This window comes from Chryseobacterium sp. 2P (genome assembly GCF_059579425.1).
Map to the genome: position 1 here is coordinate 1468816 of NZ_CM184194.1, position 17918 is coordinate 1486733.

Below are 17918 nucleotides of genomic sequence, written 5' to 3' on the forward strand. Positions count from 1 at the left end.
CGACTTAACCAAATTTTAATCACCTGTTATAAACAATCACTCGGTAAAGCTTTTCTAAAGTTTTACCGATGATACAATTTCTTGAACTCTAAACACAAAATAAAAATCTTTTCCATGTTAATACCAACACCATTAAACACCATATTAAGTTACTTCCAGACCGGAGATATTCCTACTCAGGAAGAATTTCAGGCATCCTGGTCATCATTTTGGCATAAAAACGATGCGATTCCGACGAGTAAAATTGAAGGACTGCATAAGCAGCTGCAAAATAAAGCAGACAAAGCAGCTTTTGATGCACATACATTAAATCAGGATTCCCATATCAATTATTTAGCCACCAAAGATGCTTCAAATTTAGACAGCAGCCATCTTCAGGCGTGGAAAACAGCATTAGGAGTAGGAAAACAACCTGAAAATACCGCTACTATTGATGACGCAAATAATACGGGAACAGTTTACACAAAAGATCAGAGCGATGCGAAATATATGCTTTTAAACGATTTTGTAGACAGCAATCAAAAGATCCTCGCCGAAAAGATCGAAGCGTTGGGCATTACCAATCTCGTTGAAGCTGCTGAAAAAGACATCTCTTTATTTGCAGAACATTCTGAATCATACGAATTTCAGGATAACGATTTTATTGCAATTCCGGATTCGGCAGGAAGCTTTTCTCTTTATCTTTTTAAAGGCGGTATAAAAACCAATAAATATAATTATCTGCCTACAGGAATCTCGAATGTCACCATCGGAATGGTGGAAGGACTTCAGGGTGAACTGAATAAAAAAATAGAAAAGCCTCTTTCGGATGGGAAGTTTTATATTAAAAGATCATCAGGAATTACAACAACAGAAACGCTGGCAGATGAAACGCTTGCTTCTGTTGTGAGCAGAGATGCATACTCCCCGAAACCGATTACTTTTCTGGATGGTTCCGAACGTACTTATGCCAATATTGGAGTGAATCCGGCAACTTATTCCTTTTTCTGGGGCAATATTAATCCTAATCATACTGGATTTTACAATCATACATTCGGATACAACTGCCTGTCAAAAGTAACCACAGGAAATAATAATGTTGCTTTTGGTGCTGCAGCGGGGCAAGAGCTTACAACAGGATCGTTTAATACGTTTGTTGGAGTTGTTGCAGGGCAGAACGCCGTTTCCGGAAACTATAATGTAATGATAGGAGAAGAAACCGGGTTTAAAGTAACGTCCGGATTTAAGAACACCTTAGTGGGAACAGCGTCCGGATATAATATGACCACCGGAAATCTGAATACACTTGTCGGTTACAAAGCATCTAACACAGCAGGTTTGGGCGATCGTAATATCATCATCGGAGCATCTTCAGGACAGGGAGTTACAGGTCAGAATAATATACTGATCGGCGTTGGAGCAGGTCATAACGACGGTGCATTATCCAATAAGCTTATTATCCACTCCAATAATACTTTAACAGGATATAATAACACTTCCGAAGGCGTTTTTGGAAGTTTTCAGCAGAGTACTCTTGCCATGGCTTTAATTACCGGAGATTTTCTTCAGAGATGGGTAAAGTTTAACGGATCATTTTCCATCAATCCGTCATACATTCCGGCAGGAGACGCATCTTACAATAAAGTATTTGTGGGGAATTCTTCAGGGCAGTTTGGTTGGATCAATAAAACAGATCCTGTTCCGTTATCGGGGACTTTACCCGGAAAACCTGTAACGGGAGAAATAGAATTTTCAACCGAAGGGGGAGGAGCCATTAAAAGTGGGGCTGCCAGTATTTCCGTTGCCGACGGATTTACAACCATATTCTCGGGTGATCTTATGGGGGACAGAACTCAGATATTATCAAGTCCTATGCAGATTTCGTTGTCTCAGGGATTAGATAAATACATCAATCTTACCCAATGGCTGGACAGAATAGATGTGGGTGCTCCAACTGATGGCCCCGGTATCGTAGGGCAAAATTATTATGGAGATAATTATACAGAAAATTCTTTTGTTCAGAAAAGATGGGTAGACGAAAAGATAAAAAGCATTACAGGAAGCAGCTATAAAATTTACAGAGCATTATTAAACAATGCCGGCGGAACTTTTGATCCAAAATTCATCGTACTGGAAAATACACTCGGAGATATTGAATGGGCGCGTACCGATTACGGACAGTTTACAGGAAAAATGGGCGATGCATTTCCGGAAAATAAAGTATGGATTAATGCCAGAATAAATAAACCGTATAAAAAAGACCGTGCAGAATGTTACTGCTACAGAGCATCGGCAGATCATATAATTCTGAGTGTTTTTAATACTTCAGACCAATCTCCGATAGATTTTGAAGAACAGTACGGTGTTATTGAGATCTATGTTTACGACTAAGGATAACCGGAACTTAAATTTTAAATTAATAAAGAAAAAGAATAGAATTAATGGATTCAATACAATTACAAAACTTATTTACCCATTTAGAAAGCGTTATTACATGGCGCGTTAGTCATTCTGATGAAGATTTTAATCTGGCACCCCAGTTTAATCCGAACGATTACAAAGGCTCTCATCTGGGAAATTACATTTCAGAAAAAAAACTGACTCATCAGGAAGTTATTATTTTATTAATGGCTTTACTGCCGAGATTGGATCCATCTTTACTGAAGAGAGTTTATCTTGAATATCCATCCAGTCCGTTCTTTGATTTCTGTTCGGTTAACGACAACGGAAGACTTTTTAATCCTGCTGTTCAGGCATTGCAGTACATTCTTGGCGGAGAAAGTATTTCTGAACGATTAAAAGCACTGGATTATTTCGGGCAGAATTCAGTATTGGTAAAAGAAGAACTTCTTGTTTTTTCAGGTTCTGCACAGGAAAGCACATCGGTTAATAGTCTGTTCAGTGTTCATCAGGATGCTTTTGATGCTTTAATGTTTGGGACAGAACAGCTTCCTAAAATGAGCAGCGATTTTCCTGCGGAACAGCTTCACACAGGCAGAACATGGGCAGATTTAATCCTTCCTCAAACTACTCTGGAAGAGCTTAAAGGTATTGAAGACTGGTACAACAGCAGCCGGATTTTAATGGAAGACTGGGGAATGCAGAAAAAACTTAAACCGGGCTTCCGCGTACTGTTTTATGGAGATCCCGGAACCGGAAAAACGCTTGCTGCAAGTCTCTTGGGAAAATATACCCAGCGTCCTGTGTTCAGAGTAGATGTATCTATGCTGGTTTCAAAATATATCGGCGAAACAGAAAAACATCTGGCAAAATTATTCGATAAGGCAGAAAATAAAAACTGGATATTATTTTTTGATGAAGCGGATGCTATTTTCGGGAAAAGAACCAATGTTCGCGATGCGCATGATAAGTATGCCAATCAGGAAGTCTCCTACCTCCTGCAGCGGATAGAAACTTTTTCGGGACTAATTATTCTGGCGTCCAATTTCAAAAACAATATGGATAAAGCCTTTACGAGACGTTTCCACAGCTGTATAAAATTCAATAATCCTAAGTACGAAGAACGTCTGCGCATCTGGGAACAGAATTTACCGCAGCAGCTGGATTTGGGAGATATTAATCTGGATCAGATTTCCAGAAGATACGAACTTACAGGATCCAATATTATGAACATCATTCAGGATGTATGCTTAAAGGCTATTGCATCGGAAGAACCGGGATATAAAGTTAATTCGGAGATGCTGTTGGAAAGTATCAGGAAAGAATATTTAAAAGAGGATAAAGTATTCTCATAAAACTCCAATTTCAAACACCAAGATCATGAAAATAAAAACTTTACTGCTCATCACGCTAATGAGTATTGCTTTTGGCTGCAGAAGTAAAAATAAAGTAGTCACTCATTATGAAGAAAACAGAAAGGAATCAGAAAAAGTAAAAACAGATTCCCTGAGTTCACAAAACCGGCAGTCTGCTCAGAACACTTCCTCGCAAACGCTTTCTGATGATAGAAAAGACGAAGAATCGGGAGAAATATTTATCAAAGGAAAATCCGATGAAGCCAATCCTTTTGTTTACCACAACATTGTAGGGAAAGATACGCTTCAGAGTATTTCAATTGTGGGAAATGCAGAATATATTATCAATAATCATTATGTGAAATCAGACAACAAAAAATCAGAGATAAAAAAAGAGCAGGCGGTAAGTCTTATCCGGAACACAGATCAGAAAATCATTTCTAAAGAAGTAAAAAAAGAATCTGATCTCAAAATTTCTGCACAGACAAAAAAGATAAAAGTAAACGGATTTCAGGCAGGCGCATGGATTGTTATCACCATCATTGCAGGAATTATAATTCTCGCATTTTTCACCTATAAATATTTTAAAAAATGACAACATCACAAAAAGGTATAAACTTCATTTTATCATTCGAAGGCTTCAGCGCAAAACCTTATCTGGATTCTGCCGGAATTCCGACAATCGGCTACGGAAATACCTATTATCCCGGAGGCAAAAAAGTGACCATGAAAGATCTGCCGATTACAAAGGAAAAAGGGGCAGAATTGTTTGCATCGGTTTTACCCACCTATGAAAAAATAGTGTCAGCAAAAATTAAAATTCAGCTTACCCAAAACCAGTTCGATGCGCTTGTTTCGCACACGTACAACACAGGAGGATCGGATACCTTGTTCTCACTTATTAATAAAAAAGCAGATGCAGAATCCATCAGAAGCTGGTTTACTACAAAATATACCACAGCAGGCGGAAAAGTTCTGGCAGGTTTGGTGAGAAGAAGAAAAGCGGAAGCGGATTTGTTTTTTGAGAAATAAGTAGCATTCTCAGACAGAGGAGGTCGAGAAAAAACATAAAAAAAAGGCTGTTTTCACGAGTTGTGATACAGCCTCTTTGTTTTTTATCTAATTTCAGATAACTTTCGGAGTGAAAATATAGAAATGAATGTGAAAATTCGGAAATTTAATTAATACTTTATCATATTTTTAGTATGCTTTTGGTTAATGTTATTAACGGATTCTCCAATTTTAATCTCGTCATTTCAGAAAATTAAAATTTCTAGCATAGCATTTGTATAGTAGATTTTATCTGATCGTTTAGATAGAAATCGTAAAATTTTATTTATAGAGTGTAGAGATTTGTCAGTTGCGTTGATGTTCTGTTACTATCATTTTTAAATTTCTGATGACATTGGATGACGTGAAAAATAGTATGATTCAGTACCATATCGCAACCACCACATGACAAAATTAAATACCGAAATCAACTCAGCAGAGGTCGCCTTGTGTATTTTGATAAAGAAAAACCGGCAGCAGGGATTTGAAAAACTCTACAAAAGCTACAGCAGTATATTGTATGGGCTTGCTTTAAAATCGGTTTCTTCTAAAGAACTTGCAGAAGAGATTGTTCAGCGTACCTTCGTTAATGTCTGTAAACAGATCGATTCTTTTGCAGATCAGAAATACACCTTCCATATTTGGATGATCCGGAATCTTATTGCTACCATCAAAGATTTTCTTTCCGAAAAACAGATTGATTACAATTTTACCTTGCATCAATTTCCTGAATTCAGCTTCGAACTGAAACAACAGGTTCCTTCTTCTCAGACAGAAATCAGCGGTTTCTGATAAATTTTTTTTAATATCTAATTTAAATCAATAATTGTGGTATCTGTTCTGTTGCTATCTTAAACTTTTGGCAGACAAATTGTTACATATTAGAAATCAAACATAAAATATCCTGCAAATTAAACCACAAACATATTAATATTATGAAAAATTCAATTCTAAGTATTCTTACTATCGCAGCGATGGTAGCCTGTAAAAAAAATGAAACGACCAATGTAGACACTTCTGCGGATAGCACTGCAATGACGGCACCCGCAGATTCGGGAATGATGAAAAATGATTCCGCAAATGCAGTAGCCACACAGCCGGATTCTGCCTCCAAAACCTCTCTTAGCGAGCAGGATAAATCGTTTGCCGATGCTGCAGCAAAAGGAGGAATGATGGAAGTGATGATGGGAAAACTTGCGGCAACAAATGCAGAAAATGCCACAGTGAAATCATTGGGTGAAATGATGGTAAAAGACCACAGCAAAGCCAATGATGAGCTTAAAAAATGGGCATCCACAGCAGGATATACACTGCCGACAAGTTTAGATGCAGATCAACAGAAAATGTATGATGATCTGAAGGCTAAAAAAGGAAAAGATTTCGACAAAGCCTACACCGATCTTATGGTGAGCGATCATAAAGAAGATATTGCAGCGTTTAAAAAAGAAGCTGCCTCCGGTTCGGAAGCATCTCTGAAATCTTTTGCCAGCAGTACACTTCCTACTTTAGAACACCATTTAATGGAATCTGAAAAAGCAAAATCAGCAGTTAAATAGGAAATACCTTCTTAAATAAATTACAAAACTATTCTCAGCATTTATTTCTGGGAATAGTTTTTTTATAACCTTTTTTAAACCAATTTCAGAATTATCTCTTTACATTCATCAGGAATTTAATTTTTTCCGAAATCTGCAATTTCTTTCTGGGTTTTTTCTGCATCTTTCCTGTCTTTATAATGAATGAAAACAATATTTGCTCCTTCCTAGGCGAATAGCAGTGCTGTTGCTTTTCCGATTCCGCTGTCTGCTCCGGTTATAAAAACGTTTTTTCCTTTTAGCTGTAAACTTTCCATATATAATATTTGTGGTGTGATGGTGTTAATTTTCTTTCTATTTCATTGTCAGCTGTTTTTCCATTTCAACTTTCAGGCATTCCAGAATAAATTCACTGTAACACATTTGGGCATTCATCGCTTCTTTTCTGGAATTAAGATTCATTTTGTGGGAAAAGACTGTTTTATTTTTATAGACAAAACTGAAATAAGCAAAAAGCCTGTGTTCTGATTCTTCCACTGGAGTTGCATAACCTGTAATGGCAATTCCCCAATCGGTATGAAATAAGTCCGTGACATTTAAAGCCATGGTATCTGCAATATTCTGCGAAACACAATCGTTCTCTTCTGCTTCTTTTCGGTCAACTTTTAAAAATCTTACTTTTTCTTCCAGCGTATATGCCGTAATTCCGCCCTTGAAAAAAGTTGAGGCATCTTTGATCTGCGAAAATGAAAACTGTAAAAACCCAGCCGTTACACTCTCTGCGACAGAAATGGTTTCTTTGGTTGTCTGAAAATAATTTCCTGTAAATTCTAATAGATCGTTCCGGAGATTCATCATCATAAATTATTTAATAGATTTAGAATACTGATTAAGCTTAACCAGCAACAAAATATTTAGCTGCATCATCCTCGGTCTCAGGCAGGATCGTCCTCTTTTCTCTTGGGAAGTTTTCCGAATTTTTCATAAAGTTTATGAAGTTCGTCCAGTTCATCTTCTGTAAGATCTTCGATATCTACAATTCTGTTATTAGCCTTCTCATGCGCTTTAATCAGTTCATTAAGTTTAATCTGGATGGCTTTTGAATCTTTATTCTGAGCTTTCTGGATAAGAAAAACCATTAAGAAGGTAACAATTGTGGTTCCTGTATTAATAACCATTTGCCATACCTCCGAAAATTTAAAAAATGGACCCGTTGCAGCCCAGATAATTACTAAAACACTTGCTCCGATAAAGGCTTCGGGACTTCCGGCAAAACATGCAGACCGATCTGCAAACCGGTCGAAAAAATTCTTTTTCATAAAATAACACTTCGTTTACAATTCTTTTCTGTTGATTCAGTAAACCGAATTTCGTTATTCCTGAATAATAAATGTATGATTATAATCAATTGATAAATAAAATACATGATTGTGATTCTGCTCATAATCAGCTGCAGTATTGTATACTAAATTTGTAACAGATCATCACAAAGAAAGAAATATGAAGCCGAAGCAGATTCCGGGAGTTCCGATACAAAAGAAGGGAGGATTCCACGATACCGAAAGTACGAAACAGTTTAAGATTTTAGAAATCAACTCAAAATTTGCTGTTCTCAAAGAACGTTTTTTTTCTATTAACCGATGGAAAGAATACTGTGGTAATGCTTCAGCAGATTTTAAACATTTTGATGCTTCCGGGGAATTGGCAGACCGTTTTCCCAAAAAAGGAGATTTTATAAGAATTGCCATTCCCGGTCCCGGAACGGTGGAAGCTAAAGGATACGACTGGGTAGAGATCATTAACATCTCGCATCGGGATACAGACAAAAGCGAATCTTATCTGATGATGTGCAGACCGTCTAAAGAGCCCAATAAGCTGAAAGGCTATGTTGCGCATTTTTATACGCCTGCAGCCACTTCCAGTATGTTGATCTCCAAAGAAGGAAATATATTGAAAGCCGCAGTATACGGGAGAAACGAAAGACCGAATTTCAATGCATCTTTTTGGGATCAAATAAGAAATTTTTTCATCGCTCTGGGCGGAATTTTCGGATTCGGAAAAATGCAGTGGAAGATTCTCGCCGATGGTTTGCTGGATTTTGAATAAAAAGTTATTTATACACTTGTTTTTTCACACCATTTACTTTTCTATTTAACTCCTCAGATTTTTGAGGAGTTTTTGGTTTAAAGTATTTTGAAAATAATTTTTTATCAGTACAATCTGTTTCCGAGATTTTTGAACCACAATTCTGTAGTTTCTTCTGCTGGAATATTCAGTTTTGTTCTCAGATTGTGCTTTCTGTTTCGAACAGTACTAATGGTTCTATAAGTATAACCCGCGATGTCTTTTGTATTAAAGCCAAGATAAATGAACGCACATAATGTAAGTTCTGATACTCTTAATTTGGGATCTATTTTCAGGAGTTCATTGATTACTTCAGGATATACTTCCTGAAAGCGGGTGAAAAATTCAGGACTGTTACTTTTAGCAAGCTGAATAATATCTTCAAAAGATTCATTTACTTTTTGCTGTAGCTGTACATTTTCTTCTTCTTTTGTGTTCAGTAACGCAATGTTTTCTTTTTTTCGGGCATTGTGCCTTTTTAAAGTATAACTGTAAATAGCTAGAAATAAAATAATGGTTAAAGCTATAAGGATATATAATTTAGTATAAGTTTTCTGGGTACTGATTTCTTTTTCCTGAATAATTTTTTTAATAGGGAAATCCTGTATTTTTTGTTTTTCGGTGGAAAGACTGTCGGTAATTACAGTATATTTTTCTAAACTTAGAGCAGCTTTAGCGGGCTGATTCATCAGCTTATAAGCATCTGCCAAAAGTTTGTGGGTATCTTTTATGTCTTGAGGTTTCTTTAGCTTTCTGGAAATCTCAAGCGACTTTTCAAGATAAGAAACTGCACTTTTATAATCTCCTTTTTCTAAGTAATACCGTCCCCAATTCCTGTCTAAAATTGATATTTCGAATGGTGTAAGCTTCTTCAGAGTATTGTATTTATTTCCCAAATCAAGATAAAACTTTGCAGAATCTGTATTTTTTTTTAATGAAATGAAATATTTTGCGAGCCTTGAAGCAGTGTATGTCGTAGGATTTATTTCATGAGCTTTACGAAGATCTGAATACATTTTGGCATAATCTTTCTGTTCTTCGTAAACAACAGACCGTAATCCGTAGCAATACCCCAGATTTATTTTATTATTGTTTTTTTTTGCGACTTCAATTGCTTTCTGATAATAATCCAAAGCAAGATTATAAAAACCTAAATTTTTATAATTCCTTCCATATTCGGCATTTATCTTTGTAAGAATATCATCATCCTTAAATACTTCATTTTTTTTTGCAGCAATATCCAGATAAGCGAGACTTTCTTTTGTATTGTAAAGATTGCTGGATACATTGGCTGCAATAAAGTACGTCTTTAAAGCTTTCTCTTCGTCTTTCAGCTGTTCATATCCGGAAATTAATTCTTTGCATAAAACTAAAGATTCTTTCAGTTTTCCTTCTGAACGCATCACCAGAAGACGGTTGAAAAGAGAATCAAGCTGTTTTTTAGGTTTCTGACCCAAAATAAAATTTGAAAAAAACAGAATAATGAAGAAAAACAATCCTTTATTTAATTTCATAAACTAATAAAATCAATCATTTAATAAAATTACTTAAAAATTAACAGTATTTAATTACAATTTAAAAAAAGACAGATAATTAAATCTGCCATTTTGATATTCCTTTGAAAAGATTTGATTTTATCGAATGAAAAATATTTTTTATTACTTTTATAATCAATCGAATTTTAAGTTTTACCTAACAGTATTTTCAAAATAAGAGTAAATTTTTTAATATAACCTTACTTGATTTGTAGGAAATAGTATTTTAAAAAGCAAAACTCTTTTCGTTACCGAAAAAAGTTTTGCAATTAATAAATAATCATTTGTGCTTCACCTCCTTTTTACAAGAGCAAATAAAGACAATAAGTTGTTTGAATTCAAAAAACGCTGTGTCTATTTTATATCTATTTGTGCCAATGTTTTGAAAATCAGTTTGTAATTGTAATTTTTTTTAATATTTAAATCAAATTCTTTTTTTCGTAAAGCTTTTTCCATTTATAAATAGTGTTTCTGCTTATTTTAAATTGAGTGCAGGTTTCTACATTATTCAGGTTATACTTTTTCTGGTATTCTATAATTTTTTTTATGTCAGATTTCTTGTAGGATTTGTGCCTTTGATTTTCATCTTCTGCCTGAACTTCTTTACCGAAAATAATTGTGTTGAGGTTGATGATATCAAAACTGGACAATAATTTTTTTCTGAGAATTCTTTCACATTCTTTACGTTTTTCGGGATATTTTTTCTCCAGAATATCTGAAAATATGAGTTTATAATTAGGCTGAAATTCTTTCATAATTTTGTTTTTTATTTAGAATTGAATAAAACTTATTTATTCATTGTTTCATATTTATTAATCCATTTATATAAAGTTGTTTTGGGAATTCCGTATCTTTCGATTACCTGAATTTTACTCAGTTCTCCTGAGTTGATCCGGTTCAATATAAAATCTATGATTTCTTTAGTATAAATATTTTTCCGAAAAGATGGGAGACTCGACTTCAATTTTCTTTTTTTTACCAAATGCGATCCGGAAGTAGGAGGAGAATACAGGATAAGATGTTGGCTGTATATCCTAAAAAAATCATATTCCAGCAACTTGCACCATTTTAGAATAATTTTAGACTCCAAACTTTCTGAATTAAGCATACTTTCAATTTCAGATTCTGATAAACTAAAAAAATTACAGACGCGCACAATATCAATCTGGCTATCGGTTATTTTTTGACGAATGAGTGTGCCGATATGGATATCTTTAAAATTCAAATTTTATTAATTTTTAATTTAACAATCAAATAAAAGCGATAATCTTACATAAAGAAGAAAACATAACCTATTACTAATTTTTGCAGTTTTTTATAATCAGTAATTTAAAATGTTATTCTTTTTTATAAGAAGTCCGATTTGAGAATGGCTAAAACGGACTTTATCTAAGTATAAAATTTATATTTCTCACGGCTTCCAAAACGTCCATTTTTGTCCGTTAAAAATAATCAGCCGATGTTTCGTTACATCTGTTGGATGTTTAAGAAATGCCATCATCCCCGGAGACGGATTTTTAATATTGGTAAAATTGGATACTATTGGTAAAACCAGAGCTTTGCTGGGAGAGTCCAGTACCAGAACACCATCCGTAGATGTGCCTGAATTTCCAATAATTGCCCTTGCTCCGCTGAAGTCATTTAAAGGCAATGCTTGTGGTGTTTTTACCGTATTTTCTATGGCAGCGGAGTAGCCGGAACGAATGCTTAAATCTGTCCATCCCGTATTTTCATTTTTTATTTTTACTTTATATTCTGCATTTGAAGAAACATCAAAAATAAAAGTTCCTCCTTTAGAATTATTGGTTCCTGAAGGTACGGTTTCTGTATAAGGAAGAATAATGCCTTTGTCGTTGTCTGTCCCGAATTCCAGCAAAACGGAAGTACTGCTTACATTTCCTACGGAATTTGCAGATCCTATTCTTACCTGCGAAAAAGCTTCTACGAATATCAGAACGAATAATATAATTGTGGTCTTTTTCATTGTTTAAAATTTAAATTAATAAAAACGATAATAAAGCAACCGGATAAATATGATCTAAACGGTTGCCAAAAATGATTGAATTAAGGACAGCCTTGCGAGCTGAAGCATTTCCAGCCTTCGCCTGCGCCGGCTCCTGTGTAAATTTTCATACATCCTGCCCCTGCATTTTCGTCAGTATCGAAAACCATCATTCCCACAACCGGAATAGCAATCGTAGTCTCCGGACTGGAGTTTCTTGTAATGACAAAACCTTTTGTTTTGGCTTCTAGTGCGGTATACGCTGAATTTCTGATCATCGGCCAGCTTGCATTGCTTCCTCCGGCTCTGCCCAAAACTGTAATTCCCTGCTTTACAGGATAAGTTTGTCCCGCTACTAAAGTCGGATCTTCATAGCAAATACATCCTTTTACCATTGCATTCTGAGAACTTCCTATGCTTTGTCCCGTTGCATTGCTATATCCTGTAGGCAATGATGAAAATTGCGGAAGACCAATATTAATTCCTGTTGTGCTTACACATGTTGCAGAAGCACAGAGATTTTGGTTTATGGTTGTGCTGCCTCCGCTGAGTGATCCTCCTGCTGTAACCAGTTCAGAATTGGCAATATCAGCTCCTCCTTCGCCTGCATCAGAACAGCCGTCTGCATCGGAGTCCAAATCTAAATAATCCGGAATACCATCGCCATCAGTATCACTGCATGAGTTTATTACTACAGATCCCATTCCAAGATCTCTTACCTGGGAACCGTCACTGTTAGCTACAAAAGTAAATACCAAATCCCCTGAAACGGGAGTACTGTTTGGTAAAGTAATAATAAGATTACTATTCGCAGATTTTGTAGAGTTTGATGTTACTAACGGAAGGGAAGCTATATTTACAGATGCTCCGTTATCAGCTGTAACTACAGGTGATGTTGTATTATTAACAGTAGCGGATGAAATTATTGCGTAAACTGTTCCTGCATACGAAACGGTGAAGGTAAAACCTCCTGTATTATTACCTTGTGTGGTTCTAAACCAATATAGATTGTTTAGATTGATAAAAGTAGTACCGAAAACACTGGATAGGTTTCTTGATAAAGTAGTTGTTGTTCCTGCATCTCTTCTAAATTCAAGACCATTGGTGTTAAGATTGACTCTTCCCGTGCCTGAACCCCAAGTACCACCATATGTACCATCAACAGTCCAGTCAGGTACTGTATCTGTATTACCACCTGTAGTTGGAAAAGTACTATTAAGAATGGTGCTTCCGCTGCATTCTGCCGTATCCAAAATTCCATCGTTATCATCGTCTACATCGGTACTGTCTGGAATTCCGTCTCCATCCGAATCTGGATCTACTGTTGCTGTTGAAGAATTGTTTGCGGAAACAGGATCAGCTTGTGTAGATGTTCCGCTAATTGTAGCCGTGTTAGCGTAGCTTCCTCCTGCTTTTACAGTTGCTGTAATGGTAAGTGTTGCATTGGCTCCGTTTGTTAGGTTTCCAATAGTCCAGTTCGGAGATGTCCATGTTCCTGCAGAAGTTGTGGCACTTACGAAAGTATAACCGGAAGGTAAAATATCATTTACTACAACATTACTTGCGGAATCCGGACCTACATTACTTGCGGTAATGGTAAAGATTACATTGCTTCCTACTCCTGCTATTGGACTATTTACCGTTTTTGTTACGGCTAAATCTGCAATTATTGCTGCAGCTCCAAATTCTGAAGTATTTCCATTAGCATCGATAGCTATTGCTACTAATTTATCACCTGATGAAAATGTAGCTCCTGAAACAAACGTTAACGTCTGATTATTAAAAGCATTTGCAACTCCTGTAATGCTTCCTAAATATTGAACTCCCTCACCGTGACTGGTTACTCTGGTACAGACTCCACCTGTAATTGCTCCATTTTGGTCGCCATCATCAGCAACTTTATAAAACTGAATGGTTTTATTTCCTGCAATGGTAGCTCCTGCTGTAGATTCATTTCCATTACATATGCTTATATATCCTGAAACATCCAGAGTTGTAGCGGATGTAATGCTATAAGCAGTAATTACAGGATAATCCAGTAATAAATTAGGCTGATTGGCTGTTGTTACACCATCATTGGGTGATACGCCATAATCATTCGCAGTTCCGTTCCAACTTGCCAGATCTATAGGTAACCCCGTATTATTATAAAAAACATTTCTCGAAATCCTGTTGTTGTTGGATGCATTGGCAGCGACACTACTGCTATTGGTAATCATCACACCGCCACGTATCGTTGCTCCGGATTTATATCCATTATTGGCAATAATATTAGCTTCAATATCATCCCTTGTGTTATCATCATTAGATCCTATAATATTATTGTTAGCCCCATTTCCATTTGAGTTTATATACACTCCTGCATTTCCGTTTCCTAAAGCGGTTGTTCCGTTTGCTCCTACACCTATATAATTTCCTGCAACAATATTATTACTTACCGCAAAGTTATTGGATGCTAAATAAACTCCGGCTCCGTTAAGATTTCCGGAAATTATATTTCGTTCGGACGCATCTTCAACACCATCACTGTCGGTTCCTATCCTACAATTTGTAACACTGTTTAAGCTTACTCCGGCTCCGGTACTAAAAGTTAGTGCTGTACCGAATGTTCCGTTTGGTAATGCTGTGTTTCCTGTGGCATCAACCCCTATATAATTACCTGCGACGACAATATTATTTGTTCTTGTAGCTAAAGTTGCACCTGCAAGAGTAGCAGCAGCAACAGCTCTGCCGCCATTACCAGAAATTACATTTCTTACAAACGGGGCATCAACAGCAGTATGAATTCTGTCATCGAAACCTATAACAATATTATTAGGTGCAAATAACCCGGCTCTTTGCTGAATATTAATTGCTGGATAAATGCCATCTCTAGTGGCATTCGGCTTTGCCGTTGTACCTGTATAATCGGTTCCTATATAGTTGCCTGCAATGTTGATTCCGCTTGCACTTTCCATTTGAATCCCATAAATAGTGCTTCCGGAAATAATATTTCTTTCCGCTGCATCAGATATACCATTAGCATCAGTTCCTATTGTTACATTGGTTCCTACTGTACCAATAAATGAAATTGGGCATCCTTCTGCAACAGGTACATTTTGTCCGATTGGTGAAACCGTTGTGCCATCTGGTAAAAGTCCGAAATAGTTACCTGCTACTTTGCTGTTATTTAGTGTTAAACCCACATCTCCATAAAAAAATATTCCGTTAACACTACCGCCGGCAACAGCATCACGATAAGTATTGGCAATAACATTGCCTTCATTAGCGTCATTTGTACCACCATTTGATCCTCCATCACCGTTAGTTCCGATAATTAGATTGGAAATAGTTGCGGCTACAGAAGTCGAGCCAATGAATAAAACAGATGATTCTAATCTTGTGTCAGCTGGAGTAGCACCAACACTGCCGTTCCCAAGCAATCCGAAATAGTTACCCCAAATATGCAATCCGTTGATATTCGCCGGTACGAAAATACAAACTCCTTTAGTATTATACATCGCCAAACCGCTGATGGAAGATCCATCTGATCCTCCAACAAATGCAAACATATGTGTCGTAATATCATTTCCATTGATCTGAATTCTGATACTGCGACTGCTTGATGGCCCTAAAGGGCCTTGCGCTGCAGAGGCTGCCGTATATCCCTGAATACTTACTTGTCCTGTAATGTCAGGTAAAGATGATGTTAAAGTAATTGTATGAGTCCCGGTTCCTAGCCCGCTAAACGTAATAATATCAGCTCCGGGATTTGCATTAGCTTGTGTAATGCAGTATCTTAAGGTTCTTACTGTTGAAGAACCAGTTCCGTCTCCATTGTTATTTACATCATAAGTCGAGGCTTTTAAACTGTGAATAGAGAATAGTATCAAAAATAGAGCAAAGCTGAATTTTTGATATTTTCTATAAAAAATTGTAAAGAATTTCATTATTTTAAAAATTTTATTTATTGGTTTTCATTACCAAAATATTTCAACAATTTGTTTTTTTATTTATATTGACAGAGTAGGAGGTGGTCTTACTGAAAAACTGCAATAGTTAGTTTGAGAATAAAAATGAAAGATTTGTGAGTTTAAAATTTTAACTTCTCTGTAATAATAACTCTGGTTTACAAAATATTTTATTACAGCTATATCTATTATTTTAAAAATCGACGTAAAAGTAACAGCAGAATTTTGCCTTTCAGTTGTTTTAAAGCTATTGTTATTATTTAGTGAACTTTTAAAAATTTTGTCGAAAGATTTTTGCTCTGTTATTTGTTTATTGGCTAAGTTTTTATTCACCAAAACAGTTTTTCCAGAAACAGCTTTATTTTTATTATCTTTTCTATGATATTTTTTCTTCTTTGTTTTTTCAGGTGAATTTTTAGCAGGTACTGCATGGGAAATCGGAACCCCTTGTATGAGAGAATCTAATAATGATTCTTTTTCTGCATAAATATGTGCTCCTTCTGATATAAAAATCTGAGAGAAATGGAACTGCATAAAAAGCAATACAAAAACAGTAAAAACTTTTTTCATTTTAAAAAGTTTTTTGCAGATTGAAAAATAAAACGGAACAATAGTGATGATTGCATTTTCTGCTTCAAAGGAACTTAAATAAACCTATTCAAAAGAAAAAAGTATATATCTATTGTGTATCTATTTAATTATAAGTATTTGTAAAACAGTGTTTTATTTTTTTTATTTAACATAATGGTTATTTTCCTTCGACTGTAATTCTTTTTTTGAAAAATTAATAAGGAACTTTTATAGACTTATTTAAGAGATAAAAATACAGATATACAAAGTCTTAAATAAGTAAGTACTTTTCAGAATTCCATCTACAAAAAAGCGCTCTGAAATTTCAGAACGCCCTTCATAAATTTATTTTATCAAATGTTGTTTTAAGAAATATGGGAAGCGAACATCTCTTTATTAAGATGTGCGATGTGTGCTTTCAAAAAAGCATGAAGCTTAGGATTTTCCACAATATAATCGGAGAATGTAGGGACAATCATAGACTTATTGGAAACAATATTCTGCATGATTTCATATTCTTCTCCAAATGAAATGTCCAGCCCGAATTCCTTCTTTACACAGGAATGCAGATAATCATTGATATATTTTTTACAGTCACCGGATGAGGTTTCTTTTACATCAGAATTAGTTTTCATATCCATAGTTAATAATTTTTAAAGATAATGAAAAAATATTTAAGTGTATAAATATTTATTATTTTAAATTAAATAGTATATTTGTATACTAATTTTTACGAAATGGAATATTCTTTGATTAAAGACATAATAGGATTATTAGAAGAATTTGAAGCTGAAAATTCGGGAAATATATATTCTAAAGATGTTGAAGGATTCAAAACCTGGATACATGATAAAGAATCTTCTAAAAATCAGGATAAGCAAAATGATCCCTACTGGGAAGGAAAAGAAAATGGAAGAAGCCCTGAAAGTGCTATTAATACACTTTTGGTACATCTTAACAGATATGCAAAAACTTATTCTAAATCTGCAATCGCGGATTCTGAATTTTCTACGCAGGAAGAATTTATTTACCTTATCAATCTGAGATCTTTCGGAAGAATGACCAAAACAGAGCTGATTAAAAAAAATATTCAGGAAAAACCTGCGGGAATGCTCATTATTGCCAGATTATTAAAACAGGGATGGATCGAACAGACCGAATCTGATGATGATAAAAGAAGTAAATACATCAGCATTTCAGAAAAAGGGCTGCTTGCTCTTGACAAACAGATGGAAAAGATCCGAAACGCAACTAATATTGTTGCCGGAAACCTAAATTATACAGAAAAAATGGAACTTATACGTATTCTTAATAAACTTGACCGTTTTCACCATCCGATATTTTCCAGAAATATCGACAGCAAAGATCTTATCAATACGGTTTATCAGGAATACGCATTTAAAAACTAAAACAAAACT

Annotated in this window: 17 protein-coding genes; 8 read left to right on the plus strand and 9 right to left on the minus strand. The window is 35.4% G+C overall.

All coding sequences use genetic code 11. The features are described from left to right. Nucleotides 1-114 precede the first annotated feature (114 nt). From AC52CF_RS06690 to AC52CF_RS06715, 6 genes are all read left to right on the plus strand, one after another. A complete protein-coding gene (locus AC52CF_RS06690) occupies nucleotides 115-2370 on the plus strand; it encodes a hypothetical protein (RefSeq protein WP_496517962.1) in 2256 nt (751 codons plus the stop codon). 50 nt (nucleotides 2371-2420) lie between these two features. Next, nucleotides 2421-3734 carry an ATP-binding protein gene (locus AC52CF_RS06695; protein WP_214590307.1) on the plus strand — a complete coding sequence of 438 codons (1314 nt, stop codon included), beginning with the start codon at nucleotides 2421-2423 and terminating at the stop codon, nucleotides 3732-3734. A gap of 25 nt (nucleotides 3735-3759) precedes the next feature. Then, nucleotides 3760-4329, plus strand: coding sequence for a hypothetical protein (locus tag AC52CF_RS06700; protein WP_214590306.1), 570 nt, complete (start codon nucleotides 3760-3762; stop codon nucleotides 4327-4329). Next, on the plus strand, nucleotides 4326-4766 hold the full coding sequence (locus tag AC52CF_RS06705) for a lysozyme (protein WP_336732551.1): 441 nt from the start codon (nucleotides 4326-4328) through the stop codon (nucleotides 4764-4766). Before AC52CF_RS06700 ends, AC52CF_RS06705 begins: the two co-directional genes overlap by 4 nt. 423 nt (nucleotides 4767-5189) lie before the next feature. Continuing rightward, the gene (locus AC52CF_RS06710) at nucleotides 5190-5576 is read left to right on the plus strand and encodes an RNA polymerase sigma factor (protein WP_375181538.1); all 387 of its coding nucleotides are present in this window, start codon (nucleotides 5190-5192) and stop codon (nucleotides 5574-5576) included. 143 nt (nucleotides 5577-5719) lie between these two features. Then, a complete protein-coding gene (locus AC52CF_RS06715; protein ID WP_375181539.1) occupies nucleotides 5720-6340 on the plus strand; it encodes a DUF4142 domain-containing protein in 621 nt (206 codons plus the stop codon). A gap of 333 nt (nucleotides 6341-6673) precedes the next feature. Here AC52CF_RS06715 and AC52CF_RS06720 read toward each other — a convergent pair whose 3' ends face one another. Then, nucleotides 6674-7180, minus strand: a complete 507-nt coding sequence (locus AC52CF_RS06720) for a CinA family protein (RefSeq protein WP_496517963.1) — start codon at nucleotides 7178-7180, stop codon at nucleotides 6674-6676. A 74-nt stretch (nucleotides 7181-7254) separates the two neighbouring features. Continuing rightward, on the minus strand, nucleotides 7255-7638 hold the full coding sequence (locus AC52CF_RS06725; protein ID WP_375181541.1) for a low affinity iron permease family protein: 384 nt from the start codon (nucleotides 7636-7638) through the stop codon (nucleotides 7255-7257). Between the two features lie 181 nt (nucleotides 7639-7819). Here AC52CF_RS06725 and AC52CF_RS06730 point away from each other — a divergent pair, with 181 nt between their 5' ends. After that, a complete protein-coding gene (locus tag AC52CF_RS06730) occupies nucleotides 7820-8425 on the plus strand; it encodes a hypothetical protein (protein ID WP_375181542.1) in 606 nt (201 codons plus the stop codon). A 104-nt stretch (nucleotides 8426-8529) separates the two neighbouring features. On the opposite strand, the gene AC52CF_RS06735 is transcribed toward AC52CF_RS06730, so the two are convergent. The 7 genes from AC52CF_RS06735 to AC52CF_RS06765 all read right to left on the minus strand — a co-directional run bounded on the left by AC52CF_RS06735 (nucleotide 8530) and on the right by AC52CF_RS06765 (nucleotide 17141). Next, a complete protein-coding gene (locus AC52CF_RS06735; protein WP_496517964.1) occupies nucleotides 8530-9957 on the minus strand; it encodes a tetratricopeptide repeat protein in 1428 nt (475 codons plus the stop codon). Between the two features lie 440 nt (nucleotides 9958-10397). Continuing rightward, the gene (locus AC52CF_RS06740; protein WP_375181544.1) at nucleotides 10398-10733 is read right to left on the minus strand and encodes a helix-turn-helix domain-containing protein; all 336 of its coding nucleotides are present in this window, start codon (nucleotides 10731-10733) and stop codon (nucleotides 10398-10400) included. Between the two features lie 32 nt (nucleotides 10734-10765). Then, entirely contained in the window at nucleotides 10766-11086 is a 321-nt protein-coding gene (locus tag AC52CF_RS06745) for a hypothetical protein (protein WP_375181545.1), read from the minus strand. Nucleotides 11087-11389: 303 nt separating this feature from the next. Further along, nucleotides 11390-11962: a hypothetical protein gene (locus AC52CF_RS06750; RefSeq protein ID WP_375181546.1), complete on the minus strand. Its 573-nt coding sequence runs from the start codon at nucleotides 11960-11962 to the stop codon at nucleotides 11390-11392. Between the two features lie 80 nt (nucleotides 11963-12042). Continuing rightward, the gene (locus AC52CF_RS06755) at nucleotides 12043-15909 is read right to left on the minus strand and encodes a hypothetical protein (protein ID WP_496517965.1); all 3867 of its coding nucleotides are present in this window, start codon (nucleotides 15907-15909) and stop codon (nucleotides 12043-12045) included. 63 nt (nucleotides 15910-15972) lie between these two features. Beyond that, the gene (locus AC52CF_RS06760) at nucleotides 15973-16500 is read right to left on the minus strand and encodes a hypothetical protein (RefSeq protein WP_214590292.1); all 528 of its coding nucleotides are present in this window, start codon (nucleotides 16498-16500) and stop codon (nucleotides 15973-15975) included. A gap of 365 nt (nucleotides 16501-16865) precedes the next feature. Next, entirely contained in the window at nucleotides 16866-17141 is a 276-nt protein-coding gene (locus tag AC52CF_RS06765; RefSeq protein ID WP_214590291.1) for a hypothetical protein, read from the minus strand. A gap of 96 nt (nucleotides 17142-17237) precedes the next feature. On the opposite strand from AC52CF_RS06765, the gene AC52CF_RS06770 reads away from it, so the two are divergent. Then, nucleotides 17238-17909 (plus strand): MarR family winged helix-turn-helix transcriptional regulator, encoded by a 672-nt coding sequence (locus AC52CF_RS06770; RefSeq protein WP_214590290.1) that lies wholly within the window; start codon nucleotides 17238-17240, stop codon nucleotides 17907-17909. Nucleotides 17910-17918 lie beyond the last annotated feature (9 nt).

Coding starts and splice junctions, on each gene's coding strand:
- AC52CF_RS06760 (WP_214590292.1), bottom strand. CDS start 16,500: ATGAAAAAAGTTTTTACTGTTTTTGTATTGCTTTTTATGCAGTTCCAT.
- AC52CF_RS06710 (WP_375181538.1), top strand. CDS start 5,190: ATGACAAAATTAAATACCGAAATCAACTCAGCAGAGGTCGCCTTGTGT.
- AC52CF_RS06700 (WP_214590306.1), top strand. CDS start 3,760: ATGAAAATAAAAACTTTACTGCTCATCACGCTAATGAGTATTGCTTTT.
- AC52CF_RS06725 (WP_375181541.1), bottom strand. CDS start 7,638: ATGAAAAAGAATTTTTTCGACCGGTTTGCAGATCGGTCTGCATGTTTT.
- AC52CF_RS06755 (WP_496517965.1), bottom strand. CDS start 15,909: ATGAAATTCTTTACAATTTTTTATAGAAAATATCAAAAATTCAGCTTT.
- AC52CF_RS06750 (WP_375181546.1), bottom strand. CDS start 11,962: ATGAAAAAGACCACAATTATATTATTCGTTCTGATATTCGTAGAAGCT.
- AC52CF_RS06705 (WP_336732551.1), top strand. CDS start 4,326: ATGACAACATCACAAAAAGGTATAAACTTCATTTTATCATTCGAAGGC.
- AC52CF_RS06770 (WP_214590290.1), top strand. CDS start 17,238: ATGGAATATTCTTTGATTAAAGACATAATAGGATTATTAGAAGAATTT.
- AC52CF_RS06695 (WP_214590307.1), top strand. CDS start 2,421: ATGGATTCAATACAATTACAAAACTTATTTACCCATTTAGAAAGCGTT.
- AC52CF_RS06765 (WP_214590291.1), bottom strand. CDS start 17,141: ATGGATATGAAAACTAATTCTGATGTAAAAGAAACCTCATCCGGTGAC.
- AC52CF_RS06690 (WP_496517962.1), top strand. CDS start 115: ATGTTAATACCAACACCATTAAACACCATATTAAGTTACTTCCAGACC.
- AC52CF_RS06720 (WP_496517963.1), bottom strand. CDS start 7,180: ATGATGATGAATCTCCGGAACGATCTATTAGAATTTACAGGAAATTAT.
- AC52CF_RS06735 (WP_496517964.1), bottom strand. CDS start 9,957: ATGAAATTAAATAAAGGATTGTTTTTCTTCATTATTCTGTTTTTTTCA.
- AC52CF_RS06715 (WP_375181539.1), top strand. CDS start 5,720: ATGAAAAATTCAATTCTAAGTATTCTTACTATCGCAGCGATGGTAGCC.
- AC52CF_RS06745 (WP_375181545.1), bottom strand. CDS start 11,086: ATGCTTAATTCAGAAAGTTTGGAGTCTAAAATTATTCTAAAATGGTGC.
- AC52CF_RS06740 (WP_375181544.1), bottom strand. CDS start 10,733: ATGAAAGAATTTCAGCCTAATTATAAACTCATATTTTCAGATATTCTG.
- AC52CF_RS06730 (WP_375181542.1), top strand. CDS start 7,820: ATGAAGCCGAAGCAGATTCCGGGAGTTCCGATACAAAAGAAGGGAGGA.